Below are 18053 nucleotides of genomic sequence, written 5' to 3'. Positions count from 1 at the left end.
ACCCCGCAGGCCCGGTTGGGCTTAAACGCCACGCCCACCCCCCACCGCCCACACGGGCGGATGCGCTTCTATTACCCGCCCTACAGTGTTCACCTTGTTTTGGGCGCGTTTCTTAACGCGTACCAAATGCCCTGAACCCCGAACCCTGCACCCTGCACCCTGAACCCTGAACCCTGAACCCTGCACCCTGAACCCTGAACCCCGAGTCCCCCATGCCCAACACCCTGCTCTATCTCATCATCCCCCCAGAGACCGAAGACGCCGTAACGGAGTGGCTGCTCGAGCGCGAAGACGTACCGGGCTTTACCAGCGCCGCGGTCTCGGGGCACGGCTCATCGGCGCGTTCCATGACCCTGGCCGAGCAGGTGGCCGGCCGCAGCCGTCGGGTCATGTTCTTTATGCATCTGCCCGAGCCTGTTGCGCGGACGCTGATCGCTGCCCTCGGCGAAGGCTTCAAGGGCAGCGGCATCCATTACTGGCTTGTGCCGGTGCTGGAGATCGGGCGGCTACGCTAAGACAAACAACAGGGGGATATAAAGATGGCAATACACGAGAGACTGATGGTTGCGACCCTTCTGCTGGCCCTGGGCCTCGGTCCGGCCATTACCGGCTGTGCATCCGGACCCACGGCCACGCCCGATGCCGGTCTGCACATCGAGCGCATTTCATCGAGCGGGTTCACCATCACGCAGACCCAGGTCCGATCCGAAGATGGCACCGTCTCGGTGCGGGGTGAGGTTGCCCGTCGCATCCCCCAGCGCGGGCCGATCCCGGGCGCTGTGCACATCTCCGTCCTTGGTCCCGACGGGGCGCTGCTGGCGGAAACCGACGCAATGCCGATGCGCCGGAATCGGCAGGCCACCGCTGCGCACTTTTATGCGCGGCTCATGCTCGAGCCACCTGCCGGAGGCTCGATCCGCATCGAGCATCGCTTGAGCGGGCTGCCTTCATTCGGGTAGCCACTCGCACCGGAGCCAGTTCAGAGACCGGCTCAGCGACCGCGCGGCACGACGTTGATGACCCTGACCCAATCGGTGCCAACGAACGGCTCCCCATCGCAGGTGACGCCGGTCAGCATGAGCGCATTGTCAGCACCGATGATCAGCCCATCCAGGCGCTTGACGGCCTCGATGTCGAACTTCGCGACGAAGTTCCCCTGATCGTCGGCCTTCGAACTCGCGATGGGTACAGAGTTGAGGAACACCGAGTGCACATCAACAGACGAATACGGCAGATCGGTATGCACCGTGACAACATAGCCCTGGCTGCTGATATTCAAGACATTGGGAGAGACCTGAATGATGGTCTCAAGCGCCTGGATCTGCAGGGCCGAGGCGGCAAGCAGCAAACCTGCCACAAGGGATGAGATTCGGGACATCTGCGGTGAAAACATGATGATTCCTCCTCGCTGTAAACAGGCGTGAAGGTCGCACGGCCAGTGGGGTCGCCGCGCGGCGCGATTTCTCCAGACTCCTCATCATCTAAGGATAGCCCAATCCGTTCGCTTGGCTTGCCCCCGGGGCGATTGCTCAGGCTCTGCTGAGGCACAATAGGCGCCATGACACATCACATCCGTTACCGTCGACTCCAAGCCCTCGGACTGATCCTCTGCCTGGGCTGGGCCAGCGGCGCGAGCGCTGATGACCCGCAGGACGCCGGGCAGGCCGATCTCGCACCAGCGCCAGCGCAAAAACACCATCACGATCATGATCACGACCGCGCACGTCATGCCCGCCACCGTGGCGAGATCCGGCCCATGGCGGAGATCCTGACCCTGGTCGCCGCCGAGGTGCCTGGCGAGGTGATCGAGGTGGAACTGGAACGGGAACGGGTCGACGATCACCTGTGCTGGGTCTATGAGCTCAAGGTTCTGGCCCCTGACGGGCGCCTGCTGGAGGTCGAAATCGATGCCAGCAGTGGCCGACTGCTCGAGGTGGAGGAGGACTGATGCGCATCCTGCTGGTGGAGGACGACGACAGCGTCGCCGATGCGGTGACCAGGGCGCTGACTGCCGCCGGCTTCGTCGTCGAGCGCTGCGCCGAGGGTGAGGACGCCTGGTTTCGCGGCGATACCGAGGACTATGCCGCGGTGATCCTGGACCTGGGCCTGCCGGCCATGGACGGGCTGTCGGTGCTGCGCAAATGGCGCGCCGGCGGCCGTGACCTGCCGGTGCTGATCCTGACTGCGCGCGGCGACTGGAGCGAGCGGGTGGAGGGCATCGACGCCGGCGCCGACGACTATCTGGGCAAGCCGTTCCGCATGGAAGAACTGCTGGCGCGGCTGCGGGCCCTGATCCGCCGCGCCGCCGGCAAGGCCTCACCGGTACTGACCATCGGCGGGGTCAGCCTGGACACCCGCCGCATGGCCGTCAGCGTGGACGGGGTTCCGCTGCACCTGTCGCCCCAGGAATACCGCCTGTTGAGCTATCTGATGCAGCACGCCGGCCGGGTGGTCTCCCAAATGGAACTCACCGAGCAGCTCTATGCGCAGGACTTCGAGCGCGACTCCAATGCCGTGGAGGTGCTGGTGGGCCGGGTGCGACGCAAGCTGGGCGTCGGGCTGATCCAGACCCGTCGCGGCTTCGGCTATCTGATCGAGCCCGATGCCGGCTGAGTCAGACCGTCGTCGCGCCGGCACGACTCGCCGTTCACTGCGTGCCAGGCTCTGGATCGGCGCCATCGCCTCCATCGCGGTGGCCCTGCTGGTGGCGGGGCTGGGGCTGGCAGCCCTGTTCGAGCGTCATGTGGAACGACGCATCGGCGCCGAGCTGACGGCCCAGCTCAACCAGATCGCCGCCGCCGTCGAGGTGACGCCGGCGGGCGATATCCGGCTCACGCGCACGCCGAGCGATCCGCGCTTCGAGCAGCCCCTGAGCGGACTCTACTGGCAGATCGACCGCCAGCTCGACGGCCAGCTCGACGACCCCGGGGAGCGCGGTCTGCTGCGCAGCCGTTCGCTGTGGGACGAGGTCATCGCGTTGCCGCCGGACAGCCTGTCTGCGGGCAAGGTGCATGCCCATCGGCTGCCGGGCCCCGGCGGACGCATGCTGCTGGTGCGCGAGCGCGGCATTCGGCTGCAATCGCCGGCGGGTCCGATGCAGTTGCGGCTGGCCGCGGCGCAGGATCGCGCCGAGCTGACCGCCGCGCGCAATGCCTTCGCCGCGGATCTCTGGCCCTATCTCGGGCTGATCGCGCTGGTGCTGCTGCTGGCGACGCTGGTGCAGATCCAGACCGGGCTGGCACCGCTGGAGTCGGTCCGACGCGGCGTCGAGGCCATCCGTTCCGGTGTCGATCGGCGCCTCGGCGAAGAGTATCCGGACGAGGTGATGCCGCTGGTCAGCGAGGTGAACGCCCTGCTCGACGCCCGCGCCCAGGCGGTGGAGCGCGCCCGCGCCTGGACCGCCGATCTGGCTCATGGCCTGAAGACGCCGCTCAGCGCCCTGGCGGCGGACGCCCAGCGACTGCGAGAGCGCGGTCAGCCGGCCCTGGCGGACGATCTGGAACAGCTCGCCACGGCCATGCGACGACGGGTGGAGCGCGAACTGGTGCGTGCGCGGGTGCGCACCGGGGCCTCGGCGCATCAGGCGCGGGGCGACGTGGTCGGTGCGCTGCATCGGCTGTTGCGCACCCTGCAGCGTACCCCCGAGGGCGAGCAGCTCGACTGGCGGGTGGAGGCGCCGCCCGCGGCCCGTGTCGCACTGGTGCCGGACGACCTGCTGGAACTGCTCGGTAATTTGCTGGAGAACGCCGCCAAATGGGCTCGGTCCCAGGTTCGGGTGCAGGTGTCGTCCGCTGGCCCCTGGATCGAGATCGACATCGCCGATGACGGCCCCGGCGTGCCTGTCGCCCAGGTGTCCAGGCTCGGTCAGCGCGGCCTGCGCCTGGACGAGGAGAAAGACGGCACCGGGCTGGGTCTGGCCATCGTGCGCGACATCGTCGACGCCTGCGGCGGAGGCCTGCACTTCGCCCCGGTCGAGACCGGTGGCCTGCGGGTGCGCCTCCGCCTGCCAGCCGCCTGAAGGTCCGTGAGCCCCGATCGGCTCAACAGCGCTGGATGGCCTCGCAGCGCTCGAAGGTCCATGGTTGTGCGTTTGCCTTCACCTACTGCGGCCACGCGGGGCGCTGCCTGGTGCGCTACGATAACGAGCGCGGCAAGGGCGATCACAAGCACATCGGAGCTGGAGAGGTGCCCTACCAATTTGTCTCGCTCACGCAGCTGCTGGTGGATTTCGCGGCGGATGTTGCGCAAGCGCTGGAGGCTATCGATGAAGGCGATCATTAGCACCGAATCCTGGGAGAGCCTGCAGGCGCGTGCCTTGGCCGTGGCGCGGCAGGTCGACGCTGGCGAGCCCGTCAACGAGGCCGACTACCAAGCGAAGGGGTCAGGTAGACATGCGCCCTTCGCCGAGCTCCTCATGGGTGCGTCCGTCGCGGATGTGATAGATCCGTTCAAAGGTTGGAATGATCTTCTCGTCGTGTGTCACCACGATCACCGCGGTCCGATACTCCCTGGCCATGCGATTGAGGATGCCGATGACGCCGAGGGCGCGCTCGCTGTCGAGCGGCGCGGTGGGCTCGTCGGCCAGGATCACCGGCGGCCGACTCACGAGGGCGCGCGCGATGGCCACGCGTTGTTGCTCACCACCGGAGAGCTGGCTCGGCATGGCCTGGGCGCGATGCCCAACGTCCAGGGCTTCGAGCAGCTCGCGCGCCCGTGCGCGGGCATCGGCGTTGGCGTGCCCGGCCAGCATCGGCAACAGCGCCACGTTGTCCGTCACATTCAGGAATGGGATCAGATGGGGCGCCTGGAACACGAACCCGATGCGGTCCCGCCGCAGTGCGCGCAGGTCGGGGATGCGCCAGCCCTCGTCGTAGATGACGCGCCCGCCCAGGGTCATGCGCCCGCCGCTGGGCTCGGTCACGGCGCCCAGGCACTTGAGCAAGGTGCTTTTGCCCGAGCCCGAGGGACCGACCAGGCCAACCACCTCGCCCGCTGCGACCGCGATGTCCGCGCCTTTCAGTGCATCCACTGCCGTCTCCCCGCGCCCGTAACGCTTGCGCAGCCCCTCGATGTGAATGCCCTCGCCCGGGGTCGACTCGACATCAGCCACCGATGGCCTCCGCCGGGTCGACCCGAAGTGCGGTGCGAATGGCAAACAGGCTCGCCAGTGCACAGATCAGCACAACCACCAACAGCCCCCGCGCCGCATCGCTTGGCAACAGCAGGACGTACTTCGGAAACACCGGCGCCCAGAACGTGGCAGCAGTCTTGCCGACCACGAAGCCGATCAGCCCGAGCCCGATTGCCTGCTGCAGGATCATTGCGGCGATGGTGCGGTTGCGGGTGCCGATGAGCTTGAGGATCGCGATCTCGCGGATCTTGCCCAGGGTCAGGGTGTAGATGATGAAGGCCACGATGGCCGCACTGACCAGCGAGAGGATGACCAGGAACATAAAGATCTGCCGCGCAGAGGTGGCAATGAGCTTGGCCTGGAGGATCTCGTTCATCTCTGCACGGGTATAGACGCCGAGCCGCTTCCAGCGGCGGATGTCCGCGGCGACGCGGTCTGGGTCGGCGCCCGCGTCCAGACGCACCAGGACCGCGTTGACAGAGGTGCTCTGGGTCTGGGCAGCGAGCACGGCCTCGAGCACCTCGGGCTGGCCGGGACGGTTGAAGAGCGGATTTACGGCGGTCCGATGGCGTTGCTGGATGATGGCGTCGTTGTCCTTGAGGAATTGCGCCTCTTGGGCATCCTTGAGCGGGATGAAGACCATGGGATCACCGCCCGAGGAGACGTTGCGGCGGGTGAGTCCGACCACCCGGTAGAGATGGCGGCGGATGCGGACCTGCTCGCCGAGCCGAAAACCCGTGCTCAGGTCTGCCACTGCCTCGTAGTGACCGCGCGTGAGCCTGCGTCCGGCAACCAGGAAGCGCGGCTGGCCTGGCTCGCCAAAACCGCCGGGGACCACGCCAACCACCATGGCGCGGCGCTCGCGCGCGGCATCTCCCGCCGGACGCACCTGCATGGTCAGATAGGTGACATTGGCGGCCTGGGCCACCCCCGGCAGGGTCAAGATCCCCCGATAAAGGTCGTCATAAAGGCTCGAGGGCTCGGCGTACGGCCCCAGGGTATCCTGCTGCACCACCCAGAGGTCGGCACCGCTGTTGTCCAGCAGCACCGCGGCATCGTCCACCATGCCGCGGTAGATGCCGGCCATGGACAGGGTGACCCCGATCAGCAGCCCGAGTCCCATGCCAGTGAAGACATACTTGCCCCAGCCATGCAGGATGTCGCGTCCGGCGAGGCTGATCATCGAAGCACGCCGGGGATGGCTTCGACGATCTTCACCGACCGGCCAGGCCGCAGCGGCGCCTGACTGTAGAGGACAACGCGGTCGCCGCCCGTCAGCCCGGCGCCGATCTGAACCCAGCCGTCCAGGTCGCGCAGACCCGTCTCGATCGCCGCGAACCGCGGACCGGCATCCACTAGCCGCCATACGCCGAGCTGGCCGTCGCGCCACTGCAGCGCCGCATTCGGCAGCGCCGGCGCTGGCGGCTGCGAGGCCAGCGCCAGGGTCACCTCGGCCAACTCACCAAGCCGCGGCAGGGGCTCCGGCAGACGGGCGAAGGCAATCTTTGCGCGCAGTTCTTCGGTCACGGCATCAGCCTGCGGCTCCACCCGCAGCACGCTGCCCGCCAGCGTCTCCGATGGCCGGGAGCGCAGCGCAATCCGGGCCTCCAGCCCCGCGCGCAGCCCACCGCTGCCAAGCTGATCGAACCGTGCGTCGATCCAGAGCGTGGCCGGATCGACCAGCTCCACCACCGCCTGCCCGGCGACAACGGTGCTGCCCGGCTCGGCGTCGCGCGCAACCACCAGCCCGTCCACGGGTGCCAGCAGGCGCAGATTGCCCCGTTGGCGCGCCAACGCCTCGCGTTCCGCACGGACTCGCAGCAGATCCTGCTCGGCAGACTCCAGATTGGCGAGCGCCGTCGCCAGTCCAGCCTCGGCCACCTGGGCCTCCTGCCGTCTGGCCTCGACGGTATCCTCACTGGCCGTGCGCGCCTGTAACAACTGTTCGTAGCGCCGCACCTGGGCGCCCGCGAACTCCAGCCGCGCGCGGGCATCGGTCACCTGGGCGCGGGCAGCCGCAACACCGGCCTCGGCACGCCTTAGCGCCGCATCCTGAGCAGCGACCCGTTCGTCGAGATCGACGGGGTCCATCTCCCCCAGCAACTGGCCGGCATGGACTCGGTCTCCCACCTGGACCTCAACGCGCCTGACCCGACCGGCGACGGTCGGGCCGATGCGATAGCGATAGCGCGCCTCGATGGTGCCGATGCCGAACAACGCCGGCGCGATCGCGCGTTCTTCCACGACGGCCACCGTCACCGGAACCGGCGCGAGTGGACCCGAGGTCAGGGCAAGCCAGACAGCAGCCAGGACGAGGGGCAACAGGATGGAAAGGAGTGCTAGCGCACGCCGGTTTGGCGTTGGGAAAAGCATGGCAAGTGAAAAACTGAACAGTGATGGGCCCATGGACCGCAACCGCGACGGAGCCAGACGTCCGCCTCGCGCGCCCGATGCCCCCGACGGGGTCGAGCCGCGACAGGGTGCGCGCAGGTATCGAGGCTAAATGCAGGCTCGCGCCCGAGCCTTGACTGGAGTCAAAATGGGCCTGGCTCGGCCGCCGCCCATACGCATCAGCGTCAACGGTGGCCGAGTCTCTCGTCAGTGCTGTGGCGTCAGACGCCGACGATGGCGTCGAACAGCAGCGGGTCGATGTATTGCGGCTCGTAGTCCAGCCCGAGCAAGCGCAACTCGCGCACGAAGGCCCGCAGGTGGTTCTTCGAGCCCTCCAGCAGGTTTTCGTAGGTGCGCGTCAGATCCGGCTGGGTGGTTTCCTCGAGGGCGTGCAGCAGATCCAGGATGTCCAGATCCTCGATGGTGGCGCCGATCACCAGGGCCTCTGCCGAGGACGCGAGACCGGCATTGACCAGGTCGTCATACAGGGCCTGCAGCTCTTCGACGCTGAAGACGCCCGCGCCCGGCAGGGCCGGATCCGTCAGTCCGTACCGCTCGATCTTGTCGCCAAGGGCGTCGAAATGGCGTTGTTCGGAGGCTGCGATGCGCTCCAGGACGACCAGATTCCATTCGGCGTCCAGGGCCACGTAGACATCGCGGGCGAGCTTTTCCTCCTCGCGCATCCACAACAGGGTGGCGGACTCCTCGGGGCTCAGCAGCGCCGGGTCAGGCACGACCGGGCCACCGTTGGGTCCCCGGGCCAGTGCCGGCGCAGTGCCGATGCAGAGGGCGATGGCGGCTGGAAGGACGATTGAGCGAACGTTCATGCGGATACCTCTCTTGCTTGGTGCGATGATCCGGGGCAAGGCCGCCCGCGGAGTCATTGCCGATAGGTCTGACGGTTTTCCTGGCGCTGGGCCATGTCCTCGGAAAAACTCCGGTTCTGGCTGCGTTGCGACAGCATCTGGCCGTCCTGTTGCCCGCTGCCGCTGCCCGACTGGGTGCGGGTCTGGCTCCTGCGCTGGGTCATGGTGCCCTGGCCGCCGCCCTGGCCACCGTTTTGCGCATAGTCGCCGCGCCCCTGACCCCCGCCTTGACCATAACCGCCGCCGCCACCACCGCCACCGCGGGCCTGGGCATCGACGGATACGGCCAGGGCGACCAGCCCCATCAGTGCCAGACGCCTGATCATTGCCGATCTGTTCATCTCGGTTACCTCTGTATCTCTACGCTCAGTGAGTGAAGCGTCAGCAGCTAGTGCCTCCGGCCGCCGCCCATGCCGCGGCCACCGCGGCCCGGCCCTGAGCCCGAACCCGAAGCCGGCCCCGATCCGGCGCCCTGCCGGGCCTCATAGCCGGCGCCGTAGGGCAGATCGGATCTGAAGCCGCCCCTGCCGCCGCCACCGTCCCCGCGGGATCCCCCGGGGCGGCCGTCACCCTGCATGGGTTGCGTGCCGAGACTCGGCAACCGATCTTCAGGCGCAGACGACGCCGGCTTCCAGTGCCCGCTCGGCAGGTCTTCCTGCAACAGCCTGAGATCCAGACCGAGGTCGTCCGACACGGGCACCTCCGCGGCGAGGAGCCCGATCGGGCAGAGCAGTGCGATGAGCAGTCCAGGTCGGGTTGCCAGTTTCATCATCAGGGGGTCTTCGTTGCTGACGGGGTCTATTCTGGTCCTGCGCTGTAGCGCGGGCTTGTCATGGCTGTCGCCGTCTGTATCCGTCTGTATCAGACTGATTCGAATCCGGCATCCAGGGTGGCGATATGGGATAAGCTCGACACATGAACACCTCGCCCGCCCGCATCCTGGTGGTTGATGACGATCCCGCCCTGCGGGAACTGCTGCAGGCCTATCTGACCGACACCGGCTTCGCCGTTGACCTGGCGGCCGACGGCCCGGCCATGCGCGAGGCCATGCAGCGCGCCGCTCCGGATGCCATCGTGCTGGATCTGATGCTGCCCGGGGTGGATGGCCTGACCCTGACCCGCGCGCTGCGCGAGCATTCCCAGGTGCCGATCCTGATGCTCTCGGCACGGGGCGAGGAGGTTGATCGCGTGGTGGGCCTGGAGCTTGGCGCGGACGACTATCTGGCCAAGCCCTTCAGCCCGCGCGAGCTGCTGGCACGCCTGCGGGCCCTGCTCAGACGCACCCGGGGCGCGCAGATGGCAGAAACCCGGCACGAGCAGTTCGGTCCCTACCGGCTGGACCGAGACGCGCGTCGGCTGCTTAGGAACGATGAGGATATCGGCCTGACCGGGGCCGAATACGACCTGATCGAGGTGTTCATTGACCGGCCCGGACGGGTGCTGACCCGCGACATCCTGCTGGATCTGCTCAAGGGTTACGAGCGTGACCCCTTCGATCGAACGGTGGATCTGCGCGTGGCGCGCCTGCGACGCAAGATCGAGCCGGACCCGTCCCGACCAGTCTATATCCGCACGGTGCGCGGCTCCGGCTATCTGTTCAACCCCAAGGGCGTCGAGGCCTGAGGCGCGCGCATGCTTCGCCGGCTGAGTCTGCGCCAGCAAAATGCCCTGCGCCTGGCACTGATCTTTGTGCTGTTCGAGCTGCTGGCGGCCGTTGCAGTGGTCTTCCTGCTCATGCTGCCGATGGCGCAACGGGCGTCCGGCGATCTGACCGGGCTCATGGTGCTTGCGGCGCAGACCTGGAGCGAGCTGCCGCCGGGTACCCGCCCGGCCTTCGAGCAGGAACTGCTGCGGGCCCATGGGCTGACCCTGAGCGTGGACGCCCCCGCCCAGGCTACGCCGCCGCGCCGCCACGGACTCTACCTGCGGGCGCTCCAGGCGCGGCTGAACCAGCGCGTGGGCCAGGCGGTGAGCCTGCTCGACGCGGAACGCGCCGGCGAGCGCTGGCTGTGGGCGGCCTTGCCGAGTGGTGGCCAGAGCCTGTGGCTTGGCTTCTCGCATGGTCGTGTCGGGCCGCACCCACTGGCCGCGCTGGTGCTGACGCTGACCGGAGGGTTTGTCCTGGCGGCCGTGGCCGCGTGGTGGCTGGGCGGATACATCCTGGCCCCGATCAGGCGTTTCGATGCCGCCGCGGCCACCCTGGGCCGCGGCGAGACGCCGACTCAGCTGCCAGAGGAGGGGCCGCTGGAACTGGCCGGGCTGGCGCACCGCTTCAATCTGCTGAGTCGACAGATCCGGGACCTGCTGGAGGCCCGCACCACCCTGCTGGCAGGGCTGTCGCACGATCTGCGCACGCCGCTCGCGCGCATGCGGCTGGCGCTGGAGATGCTGCAGCGCCGGCCCGATCCGACCTGGATCGAGCGCCTGGACAGGGATATCACGGAGATGGACCGGTTGGTGGCGGATGTGCTGACCCTCGCGCGCGGCCTCAGCCACGCGGAGGCCGAGCCGGTTGAACTGTCGGCTCTGCTGGAGGAGATCGCCGATGCGGCGCGCAGCGGGGGCGCCGACGTGCAGTTGCACTGTGCGCCGGCCGAGCTTCGCCTGCCGGTGGAGCCGCTGCGCCGCGTGCTCGGCAATCTGATCGACAACGCGCGTCGTTATGCCGCAGGGCATCCGCTGGAGCTGCGGGCGGAGTGCGCCGATGGCGGCTGCCGGATCGGGGTGCTGGATCGGGGGCCGGGGATTCCCGAGGCGGAGCTCGACGCCGTGTTCCGGCCGTTCCATCGGGTCGAACACTCCCGCAGCCCGGTCACCGGCGGCACCGGCCTGGGCCTGGCCATCGTCCGGCAGCTCGCCCAGGTCTGCGGCTGGCGGGTGTGGCTGGAAAACCGGCCGGATGGCGGGCTGGCCGCGTGGCTCCAGGTCATTCCCGCGGGCGACGGCTGACGCCCCGGGGGCATGGGGCGGCATGCGTCACGGCATTACAGCAGCCCGCGCTCGGCGAACGAGGTGCCCTTGTCTTCGCCAATGATGATGTGGTCGAGCACGCGGACGTCCACCAGGTCCAGGGCGTCCTTCAGGCGCTGGGTGATGCGCAGATCCGCCTGGCTCGGCTCGGCGACGCCGGACGGATGGTTGTGCGCGAAGATCACCGCGGCGGCGTTCCAGTGTATGGCCTCGCGCACCACCTCGCGGGGGTGCACGCTGGCGCCGTCGATGGTGCCGCGAAAGATCTCCCGGTACTGGATGACGCGGTGGCGATTGTCCAGGAACAGGCAGGCGAAGACCTCGTGCGGATAGGCGCGCAGCCGCGATTTCAGATACTGCCGTGTGCTGTCCGGACTGCTCAGCACGTCGCGGCCGGTGATTTCGTCGCGCAGATAGCGCCGGCTCAGCTCCAGCGTGGCCTGCAACTGGGCGTACTTGGCCCGGCCTAGCCCCTTGGCCTGGCAGAACGCGGTCTCGCTGGCGGACAGCAGCCCGATCAGCCCGCCGAAATCCGTAAGCAGATCCCGCGCCAGGTCGACCGCGCTCTTGCCGGTGACGCCGGTGCGCAGAAAGATTGCCAGCAGTTCCGCATTGCTCAGCGCCGCCGCCCCCTGGGACAGGAGCTTTTCCCGCGGGCGTTCGTCCTCTGGCCAGTCCGAGATTGACATGGGTCGTCCCCCGTTCGGCGTCATACCGTTTTACATTGGCGACGGGGTGAGGATAGCCCAACCCGCCCGCCGCGCCAAGTCGAGAGCGATGGGGCGGGTTTGCGGTAAACTCCGCAGCCAGTTTTTCAGATAGGGCACACCCGTGTCAGCATCATCACCACGCAAGATCCTGCTGGGCATCAGCGGCGGCATCGCCGCCTACAAGACCCCCGAGCTGGTGCGCCGCCTGCGCGAGCGGGGGGCCGAGGTGCAGGTGGTCATGACCCGCGCCGCGGGCGCCTTCGTCACGCCGTTGAGCCTGCAGGCGGTTTCCGGCAGGCCGGTGCGCACCGAGCTGCTGGATCCGGCGGCGGAGGCGGGCATGGATCACATCGAACTTGCCCGCTGGCCCGATGCCATCCTGCTGGCGCCGGCCACGGCGCACCTGATCGCCCGTCTGGCCCACGGCCTGGCAGACGATCTGCTGACCACGCTGGCGCTGGCCGCCGATGTGCCGCTCTGGCTGGCGCCGGCCATGAACCAGGGCATGTGGCGGCATCCTGCCACCGCGGCCAATGCGGCGCTGCTGGCGGCGCGCGGCTGCGTCCTGCTCGGCCCGGATGATGGCCCCCAGGCCTGTGGCGACATCGGTCCGGGCCGGATGCTGGCCCCGGAGGACATCGTTGCGCGCCTGTGCGCCCCCGCGGCCGGCCCGCTTCAGGGGCGGCGTGTGCTGATGACCGCGGGGCCGACCCGCGAGGCCATCGATCCGGTGCGCTTCATCGGCAATCGCAGCTCCGGCAAGATGGGCTATGCCCTGGCCGCCGCCCTGGGCGGGCTCGGCGCCGAGGTGATTCTGGTGTCCGGACCGACCGCGCTCGCCTGTCCGTCGGGGGTGGAGCGGATCGCCGTGGAGTCGGCGGCGCAGATGCACGCCGCGGTCATGGCGCGGGCGTCGGACTGCCACATCTTCGTCGCCGCCGCCGCGGTGGCGGACTACCGCGTGGAACGTCCGGCCGTGGCGAAAATCAAGAAACAGGCCGAGACGCTGACGCTCGGACTGGTGCGCAATCCGGATATCCTGGCGGACGTGGCGGCGCTGCCACAGCCGCCGTTCACCGTGGGCTTCGCCGCCGAGACCCACGACCTCGAGGCCCATGCCACCGCCAAGCTGGAACGCAAGCGCCTGGACATGATCGCGGCCAACCATGTGGGCGACGGCGCCGGCTTCGAGGTCGACGACAACGCCCTGCTGGTGTTCTGGCGCGGCGGCCAGCAGCGCCTTCCCACGATGCCCAAGGCCAGTCTCGGGGTGGCCCTGGCCCAACTGATCGGAGCGCGCTATGCCGCATCCCTTGCAGGTTAAGATTCTCGATCCTCGCCTGGGCGAGCGGTTTCCGCTGCCGCACTATGCCACCGAGGGCGCCGCCGGGCTGGATCTGCGCGCCATGCTCGCCGAGCCGCTGGAACTGGCCCCGGGCGCCGCCGAGCTGATTCCCACCGGCCTGGCCATCCATATCGCCGAGAGCGGTCTGGCGGCGATGATCCTGCCGCGCTCCGGGCTGGGGCACAAGCACGGCATCGTGCTTGGCAATCTGGTGGGGCTGATCGATTCCGACTATCAGGGCCAGCTGTTCGTCTCCTGCTGGAATCGGGGCCAGACGCCGTTCCGGGTCGAGGTCGGCGAGCGCATCGCGCAGATGGTGCTGGTTCCGGTGGTGCATGCCGAGCTGCAGATCGTCGACGAATTCGCCGCCAGCCGGCGCGGCGAGGGCGGTTTCGGACACAGCGGCCGGATCTGAGATGACGCTGATCGACTGGCCCTCTCCGAGCGGGAACGGGCCGGTCATCAGTCCGAACTGGTTTCGATTCGATTGCAACGAGGTAACTTCATGTCCCTGCCCGCCGAGCGTGCCCAGAACATCGCGCGCGTCCTGATCGAGGCGCTGCCTTATATCCGCCGTTTCAGCGGCAAGACCATGGTCATCAAGTATGGCGGCAATGCCATGGTGGACCAGCGCCTGAAGGACGGCTTCGCCCGCGACGTGGTGCTGATGAAGCTGGTGGGGCTCAACCCGGTGATCGTGCACGGCGGCGGCCCGCAGATCGGCGCGCTGCTGCAACGCCTGGGCAAGGCCAGCGAATTCGTCCAGGGGATGCGCGTCACCGACAGCGAGACCATGGACGTGGTGGAGATGGTCCTCGGCGGCCTGGTGAACAAGGAGATTGTCAACCTGATCAACCGCCATGGCGGTTCCGCCGTGGGCCTCACCGGCAAGGACGGTGACCTGATCCGTGCGCGCAAGCTCATGCTGCGCCGCGATGCGCCGGAACTGGCGGTGCCTGAGATCATCGACCTGGGGCATGTGGGCGAGGTGGAGAGCATCGACGCGGAGGTGGTGCACATGCTGGTGGGGGGCAATTTCATCCCGGTGATCGCCCCCATTGGCGTCTGCGACGACGGGCTGTCCTACAACATCAACGCGGACCTGGTGGCCGGCAAGGTGGCCGAGGTGTTGCAGGCGGAGAAGCTGCTGCTGCTGACCAACACGGCCGGATTGCTGGACCAGGACGGTGAGCTGATCCGTGACCTCGACGTGGCGCGGGTGAACGCCCTGATCGACAGTGGCGTCATCCAGGGCGGCATGTTGCCGAAGATCCGCTGCGCCGTGGAGGCGGTGCAGGCGGGCGTGAAGGCGGCGCATATTCTCGACGGGCGGGTCGAGCATGCGGTGATGCTCGATCTCTTTACCGACGAGGGCGTGGGCACGCTGATTCGCCCGCGGGCGCCCAAGTAGCCCCGGCGCGGCCCGGCCGCCAGTCTGGCCCCCGGTCTGGCCCCGGTTTCAGCTCCGGTTTCAGCTTAGGCCGCCACGCCGTAGCGATCGCGATAGTCGGCCAGGGCGGCGCGGACGTCGGCCTCGGGCATGGCCTCGTCCAGGTAGGCGATGAGATCGTGCAGGGTGACGATGCTGACCGTGCGCAGGCCGTACTGGTCGCGGATCTCGTCGATGGCGGAACCGCTGCCGCTGCCACGCTCGCAGCGGTCCAGCGCGATCAGCACGCCGGCGGCGCGGGCGCCCGCGGCATCGATCAGCGCCATGGACTCGCGCACGGACGTACCAGCGGTGATGACGTCGTCGATGATCAGCACCCGTCCGTCCAGCGGGCTGCCGACGATGTTGCCGCCCTCGCCGTGATCCTTGGCCTCCTTGCGGTTGAAGGCGTAGGGCAGGTCGCGCCCGTGCTGCTCGGCCAGGGCAATGGCGGTGCTTGCCGCCAGCGGAATGCCCTTGTACGCCGGCCCGAACAGCATGTCGATCTCCAGCCCGGAGGCGAGCAGGGCCTGGGCGTAGAACTGGCCGAGGCGTGCCAGGCTGCGGCCGCTGTTGAACAGCCCGGCGTTGAAGAAATACGGGCTCTCGCGTCCGGACTTGAGCTGAAAATGGCCAAAGCGCAGCACGCCGGTGTCGATGGCGAAGCGCAGGAAATCGCGTTGATAGTCTTGCATTGAAGGGCCTCGTAAAGATGTTGTCAGGAGCCGACATGATCTTGCAATGCGGCGATGTTCGCCAGTGCGTGCGGCCGCTCCGGCGCGGGGGGCGGCGATGACCGCCTCGCTGCTGACCGCGTTCGTCGTCGGCCTGCTGGGCGGGGTGCACTGCGTCGGCATGTGCGGCGGCATCGTCGCCACCCTGACGCTGGGCCTGCCGCCGGCGCAGCGCCGGCGGGGACCGCTGGCGCTGCTGCCCCATCAGCTTGGCTATAACCTCGGCCGCATCGCGGGCTATACGGTGATGGGCCTGGTCGCGGGCGGCGTCGGCGGCCTGCTGGTGCAGTCGCTGGCCATGCACTGGACCCAGCGCGGGCTCTACTTGCTGTCGGCCGTCTTCATGATTGCCCTGGGGCTCTACCTGGGTGGCTGGTGGCGCGGGCTGGCTTGGGTGGAGCGGGCCGGCGGCCTGCTCTGGCGCCGACTGGAGCCCCTGGGCCGCCGGCTGCTGCCGATCCGCTCCTGGTGGCAGGCGCTGGGCGTCGGCTTTATCTGGGCCTGGTTGCCCTGCGGCCTGGTCTACAGCGTGCTGATCCTGGCCCTGGGCGCCGGCGGGGCGCTGCCGGGCGGGCTGTTGATGCTCGCCTTCGGGCTGGGCACCCTGCCCAACCTGCTGGGAATCGGCCTGCTGGCCGGGGGCGCTGCCCGGTATGCCGAACTGGTCTGGTTCCGGCGGCTGGCCGGCCTGCTGGTGATCGGCTTCGGGCTCTATGCCCTGTGGCAGTTGTTCGCGGCCTGATGGGATGGCAGGGCGGGGCGTCGGTGGCCATCAGCCGCCGTTGCTGGCGAAGGGATCCTTCGTCGGCGCGGTGATGCGCACCACCTTCGAGCGCGCATGCTCGCCACCGATGATCTCCACCTGACGCCGCGGCACGCCGAAGGCATCCGCCACGAAAGCGATCAGATGCGCATTGGCCTTGTCGTCCACCGGCGGCGCCCGCAGCCGCAACCGCAGCTCGTCCCCCAGCGGTTCGCCGAAGCCGTCGCTGCGGGCCCGGGGCTGCACCCGCAGCGACAGCACCAGCGCATCGTCCTGCCAGCGACGCCAGGCCATGGCTCGGGCAGGCCTGGCTAGAACGGGCTGCCGGTCAGGAACTGCAACGGCGGCAGCAGCAGCATCTCCAGCAACACCAGGCCGATCATCACCACCATGGGTGACAGGTCGATGCCGCTGATGGGCGGGATCAGCCGCTGCGCCGGCTCCATGATCGGGTCGGTGAAGCGCCGCAGCAGCTCTACCGCCGGATTGTACGGGTCCGGATTCACCCAGCTGAGGATCACGCGGATCAGCACGGCGAACAGGAAGAGGCTGATCAGCAGGCCCACCAGCGCCGGAACGGCCCAGGCCAGCGCGGCCAGCGGATTGCGGTCCAGACCGAGCAGCAGGCTGAGGATGGCCAGTTCCGCCGCCTTGAGCAGCCAGGCCAGCACCAGGGAGGCGGTGTCCATGCCGCGATAGCCGGGGATCACCCGACGCAGCGGGCGCAGGGCGGGGGATGTCAGCCGCACCACGAACTGCGAGATCGGGTTGTAGAAGTCTACCCGCGCCCACTGCAGCAGGAAGCGGATCACCACCAGCGCGATGTACAGACCGAACAGGGTCTTGACCAGAAAGATCAGCGGGTTGGTGAAATAGGCCTCGGTCATTTCTCGGCCCCCAGCAGTGCGGAGAGTTCGCCGGCGCGTTGCCGGGCGGCGTTGACGGCGCGGCTGACCAGGGTCTCGAGGCCGCCATCGGCGAAGGCGTTCAGCGCGCGCTCTGTGGTGCCGCCGGGAGAGGTGACCCGCTGACGCAGCTGTGCCGGCGACTCGTCGCTCTCCATCGCCATGCGCGCCGCGCCCAGGGCTGTCTGGATGCTCAGCAGTCGTGCCGTGTCGGCGGATAGCCCCTGTTCGATGCCGGCCTTTTCCAGCGCCTCCATGAACAGCAGAAAATAGGCCGGACCGCTGCCGGACAGCGCCGTGATGGCATCCAGGTCGGCCTCGCGTTCCACCCAGCGCGTGAGTCCGCCGGCGCGCAGGATTTCCTCGGCCAGGTTCTGCTGCGTCGGCGTCGTCTCGGCGTTGGCGTGCAGGCCGATGGCGCCGGACTGCACCATCACCGGGGTGTTCGGCATGGCGCGCACCAGGGCCAGCGGCCGGCCGAGCCAGTGGCAGAGGCTGGCCTCGGTGACGCCGGCCATGATGGAGATGATGAGCGGCGGCGTGTGCGGCAGGCTGGCGGCGAGCTCGCGGCAGACCGCCGGTGCGCTCTGCGGCTTGACGCACAGCATCACGACCTGGGCCTCGGCGATGGCGGCGGCATTGTCCGCCGCGGCCTTGATGCCGTAGGTGGCCGCGAGCTGCTGGCGTTTGTCGTCCAGCGGGTCGCTGACGGTCAGGGCCGCGGCCTCGTGGCCGTCGGCGATCAGTCCGGCGATCAGGCTTTGGGCCATGTTGCCGCCGCCGATGAATGCGATGCGCGTTCGGTTCAT

24 protein-coding genes are annotated in these 18053 nt (G+C 68.5%); 12 read left to right on the top strand and 12 right to left on the bottom strand.

All coding sequences use genetic code 11. The annotated features are described in order from the left end of the window. The first annotated feature begins 212 nt into the window (after nucleotides 1-212). Both F2Q65_RS09520 and F2Q65_RS09515 read left to right on the top strand, forming a co-directional pair. Nucleotides 213-515: a DUF3240 family protein gene (locus F2Q65_RS09520; protein WP_150092767.1), complete on the top strand. Its 303-nt coding sequence runs from the start codon at nucleotides 213-215 to the stop codon at nucleotides 513-515. A 45-nt stretch (nucleotides 516-560) separates the two neighbouring features. After that, nucleotides 561-959, top strand: coding sequence for a hypothetical protein (locus tag F2Q65_RS09515; protein ID WP_150092765.1), 399 nt, complete (start codon nucleotides 561-563; stop codon nucleotides 957-959). A gap of 32 nt (nucleotides 960-991) precedes the next feature. On the opposite strand, the gene F2Q65_RS09510 is transcribed toward F2Q65_RS09515, so the two are convergent. Next, complete coding sequence (locus tag F2Q65_RS09510; protein ID WP_150092763.1) at nucleotides 992-1393, bottom strand: hypothetical protein; 402 nt, start codon at nucleotides 1391-1393, stop codon at nucleotides 992-994. Between the two features lie 165 nt (nucleotides 1394-1558). Between F2Q65_RS09510 and F2Q65_RS09505 the strand changes: the two genes are divergently transcribed. Genes F2Q65_RS09505 through F2Q65_RS09490 form a run of 4 tightly spaced genes read left to right on the top strand, consistent with a single transcriptional unit; the run spans nucleotide 1559 to nucleotide 4281 of the window. Then, complete coding sequence (locus tag F2Q65_RS09505; protein ID WP_150092761.1) at nucleotides 1559-1948, top strand: PepSY domain-containing protein; 390 nt, start codon at nucleotides 1559-1561, stop codon at nucleotides 1946-1948. Further along, the gene (locus tag F2Q65_RS09500) at nucleotides 1948-2613 is read left to right on the top strand and encodes a response regulator transcription factor (RefSeq protein ID WP_150092759.1); all 666 of its coding nucleotides are present in this window, start codon (nucleotides 1948-1950) and stop codon (nucleotides 2611-2613) included. The genes F2Q65_RS09505 and F2Q65_RS09500 overlap by 1 nt, the downstream gene beginning before the upstream one ends. Further along, a complete protein-coding gene (locus tag F2Q65_RS09495) occupies nucleotides 2603-4018 on the top strand; it encodes a sensor histidine kinase (protein WP_150092757.1) in 1416 nt (471 codons plus the stop codon). The genes F2Q65_RS09500 and F2Q65_RS09495 overlap by 11 nt, the downstream gene beginning before the upstream one ends. Before the next feature lie 35 nt (nucleotides 4019-4053). After that, entirely contained in the window at nucleotides 4054-4281 is a 228-nt protein-coding gene (locus F2Q65_RS09490; RefSeq protein WP_150092755.1) for a toxin-antitoxin system TumE family protein, read from the top strand. Nucleotides 4282-4381: 100 nt separating this feature from the next. On the opposite strand, the gene F2Q65_RS09485 is transcribed toward F2Q65_RS09490, so the two are convergent. The 6 genes from F2Q65_RS09485 to F2Q65_RS09460 form a co-directional block, all read right to left on the bottom strand. Next, nucleotides 4382-5110: an ABC transporter ATP-binding protein gene (locus F2Q65_RS09485; RefSeq protein ID WP_150092753.1), complete on the bottom strand. Its 729-nt coding sequence runs from the start codon at nucleotides 5108-5110 to the stop codon at nucleotides 4382-4384. Then, nucleotides 5103-6314, bottom strand: a complete 1212-nt coding sequence (locus tag F2Q65_RS09480; protein WP_150092751.1) for an ABC transporter permease — start codon at nucleotides 6312-6314, stop codon at nucleotides 5103-5105. Before F2Q65_RS09480 ends, F2Q65_RS09485 begins: the two co-directional genes overlap by 8 nt. Continuing rightward, the gene (locus F2Q65_RS09475; protein ID WP_150092749.1) at nucleotides 6311-7504 is read right to left on the bottom strand and encodes an efflux RND transporter periplasmic adaptor subunit; all 1194 of its coding nucleotides are present in this window, start codon (nucleotides 7502-7504) and stop codon (nucleotides 6311-6313) included. The genes F2Q65_RS09480 and F2Q65_RS09475 overlap by 4 nt, the downstream gene beginning before the upstream one ends. 239 nt (nucleotides 7505-7743) lie before the next feature. Further along, nucleotides 7744-8349: a DUF2202 domain-containing protein gene (locus F2Q65_RS09470; protein ID WP_150092747.1), complete on the bottom strand. Its 606-nt coding sequence runs from the start codon at nucleotides 8347-8349 to the stop codon at nucleotides 7744-7746. A 53-nt stretch (nucleotides 8350-8402) separates the two neighbouring features. Continuing rightward, entirely contained in the window at nucleotides 8403-8729 is a 327-nt protein-coding gene (locus tag F2Q65_RS19440) for a hypothetical protein (RefSeq protein ID WP_170265616.1), read from the bottom strand. 47 nt (nucleotides 8730-8776) lie between these two features. After that, nucleotides 8777-9160 carry a hypothetical protein gene (locus F2Q65_RS09460; protein WP_150092745.1) on the bottom strand — a complete coding sequence of 128 codons (384 nt, stop codon included), beginning with the start codon at nucleotides 9158-9160 and terminating at the stop codon, nucleotides 8777-8779. 143 nt (nucleotides 9161-9303) lie between these two features. On the opposite strand from F2Q65_RS09460, the gene F2Q65_RS09455 reads away from it, so the two are divergent. Further along, the gene (locus tag F2Q65_RS09455; protein ID WP_150092743.1) at nucleotides 9304-10011 is read left to right on the top strand and encodes a response regulator; all 708 of its coding nucleotides are present in this window, start codon (nucleotides 9304-9306) and stop codon (nucleotides 10009-10011) included. Nucleotides 10012-10020: 9 nt separating this feature from the next. Continuing rightward, nucleotides 10021-11337, top strand: a complete 1317-nt coding sequence (locus F2Q65_RS09450; RefSeq protein ID WP_150092741.1) for a sensor histidine kinase — start codon at nucleotides 10021-10023, stop codon at nucleotides 11335-11337. 35 nt (nucleotides 11338-11372) lie between these two features. Here F2Q65_RS09450 and radC read toward each other — a convergent pair whose 3' ends face one another. Further along, on the bottom strand, nucleotides 11373-12047 hold the full coding sequence (radC, locus tag F2Q65_RS09445) for a RadC family protein (protein ID WP_150092739.1): 675 nt from the start codon (nucleotides 12045-12047) through the stop codon (nucleotides 11373-11375). A gap of 142 nt (nucleotides 12048-12189) precedes the next feature. Here radC and coaBC point away from each other — a divergent pair, with 142 nt between their 5' ends. The 3 genes from coaBC (at nucleotide 12190) to argB (ending at nucleotide 14824) form a co-directional block, all read left to right on the top strand. After that, a complete protein-coding gene (gene coaBC / locus F2Q65_RS09440; RefSeq protein WP_150092737.1) occupies nucleotides 12190-13392 on the top strand; it encodes a bifunctional phosphopantothenoylcysteine decarboxylase/phosphopantothenate--cysteine ligase CoaBC in 1203 nt (400 codons plus the stop codon). Next, nucleotides 13370-13828 (top strand): dUTP diphosphatase, encoded by a 459-nt coding sequence (gene dut / locus F2Q65_RS09435; protein ID WP_150092735.1) that lies wholly within the window; start codon nucleotides 13370-13372, stop codon nucleotides 13826-13828. The genes coaBC and dut overlap by 23 nt, the downstream gene beginning before the upstream one ends. Before the next feature lie 90 nt (nucleotides 13829-13918). Then, nucleotides 13919-14824 (top strand): acetylglutamate kinase, encoded by a 906-nt coding sequence (gene argB, locus F2Q65_RS09430; protein WP_150092733.1) that lies wholly within the window; start codon nucleotides 13919-13921, stop codon nucleotides 14822-14824. Between the two features lie 65 nt (nucleotides 14825-14889). On the opposite strand, the gene pyrE is transcribed toward argB, so the two are convergent. Beyond that, on the bottom strand, nucleotides 14890-15537 hold the full coding sequence (pyrE, locus tag F2Q65_RS09425) for an orotate phosphoribosyltransferase (protein WP_150092731.1): 648 nt from the start codon (nucleotides 15535-15537) through the stop codon (nucleotides 14890-14892). Between the two features lie 97 nt (nucleotides 15538-15634). Between pyrE and F2Q65_RS09420 the strand changes: the two genes are divergently transcribed. Further along, nucleotides 15635-16318, top strand: a complete 684-nt coding sequence (locus F2Q65_RS09420; protein WP_150092729.1) for a sulfite exporter TauE/SafE family protein — start codon at nucleotides 15635-15637, stop codon at nucleotides 16316-16318. Between the two features lie 30 nt (nucleotides 16319-16348). Here the strand turns inward: F2Q65_RS09420 and F2Q65_RS09415 are convergent, their stop codons facing one another. Genes F2Q65_RS09415 through proC form a run of 3 tightly spaced genes read right to left on the bottom strand, consistent with a single transcriptional unit; the run spans nucleotide 16349 to nucleotide 18053 of the window. Beyond that, nucleotides 16349-16633 (bottom strand): DUF167 domain-containing protein, encoded by a 285-nt coding sequence (locus F2Q65_RS09415; protein WP_150092727.1) that lies wholly within the window; start codon nucleotides 16631-16633, stop codon nucleotides 16349-16351. A gap of 17 nt (nucleotides 16634-16650) precedes the next feature. After that, on the bottom strand, nucleotides 16651-17226 hold the full coding sequence (locus F2Q65_RS09410) for a YggT family protein (RefSeq protein ID WP_150092725.1): 576 nt from the start codon (nucleotides 17224-17226) through the stop codon (nucleotides 16651-16653). Next, nucleotides 17223-18053, bottom strand: coding sequence for a pyrroline-5-carboxylate reductase (gene proC / locus F2Q65_RS09405; protein WP_150092723.1), 831 nt, complete (start codon nucleotides 18051-18053; stop codon nucleotides 17223-17225). Before proC ends, F2Q65_RS09410 begins: the two co-directional genes overlap by 4 nt.

Origin of the sequence: Thiohalocapsa marina (assembly GCF_008632335.1) — a bacterium.
In the GTDB taxonomy this organism is placed as follows: domain Bacteria; phylum Pseudomonadota; class Gammaproteobacteria; order Chromatiales; family Chromatiaceae; genus Thiohalocapsa; species Thiohalocapsa marina.
Note: the sequence above shows the minus strand (reverse complement) of the source record. Positions and strands in the feature narration are given on the sequence as shown.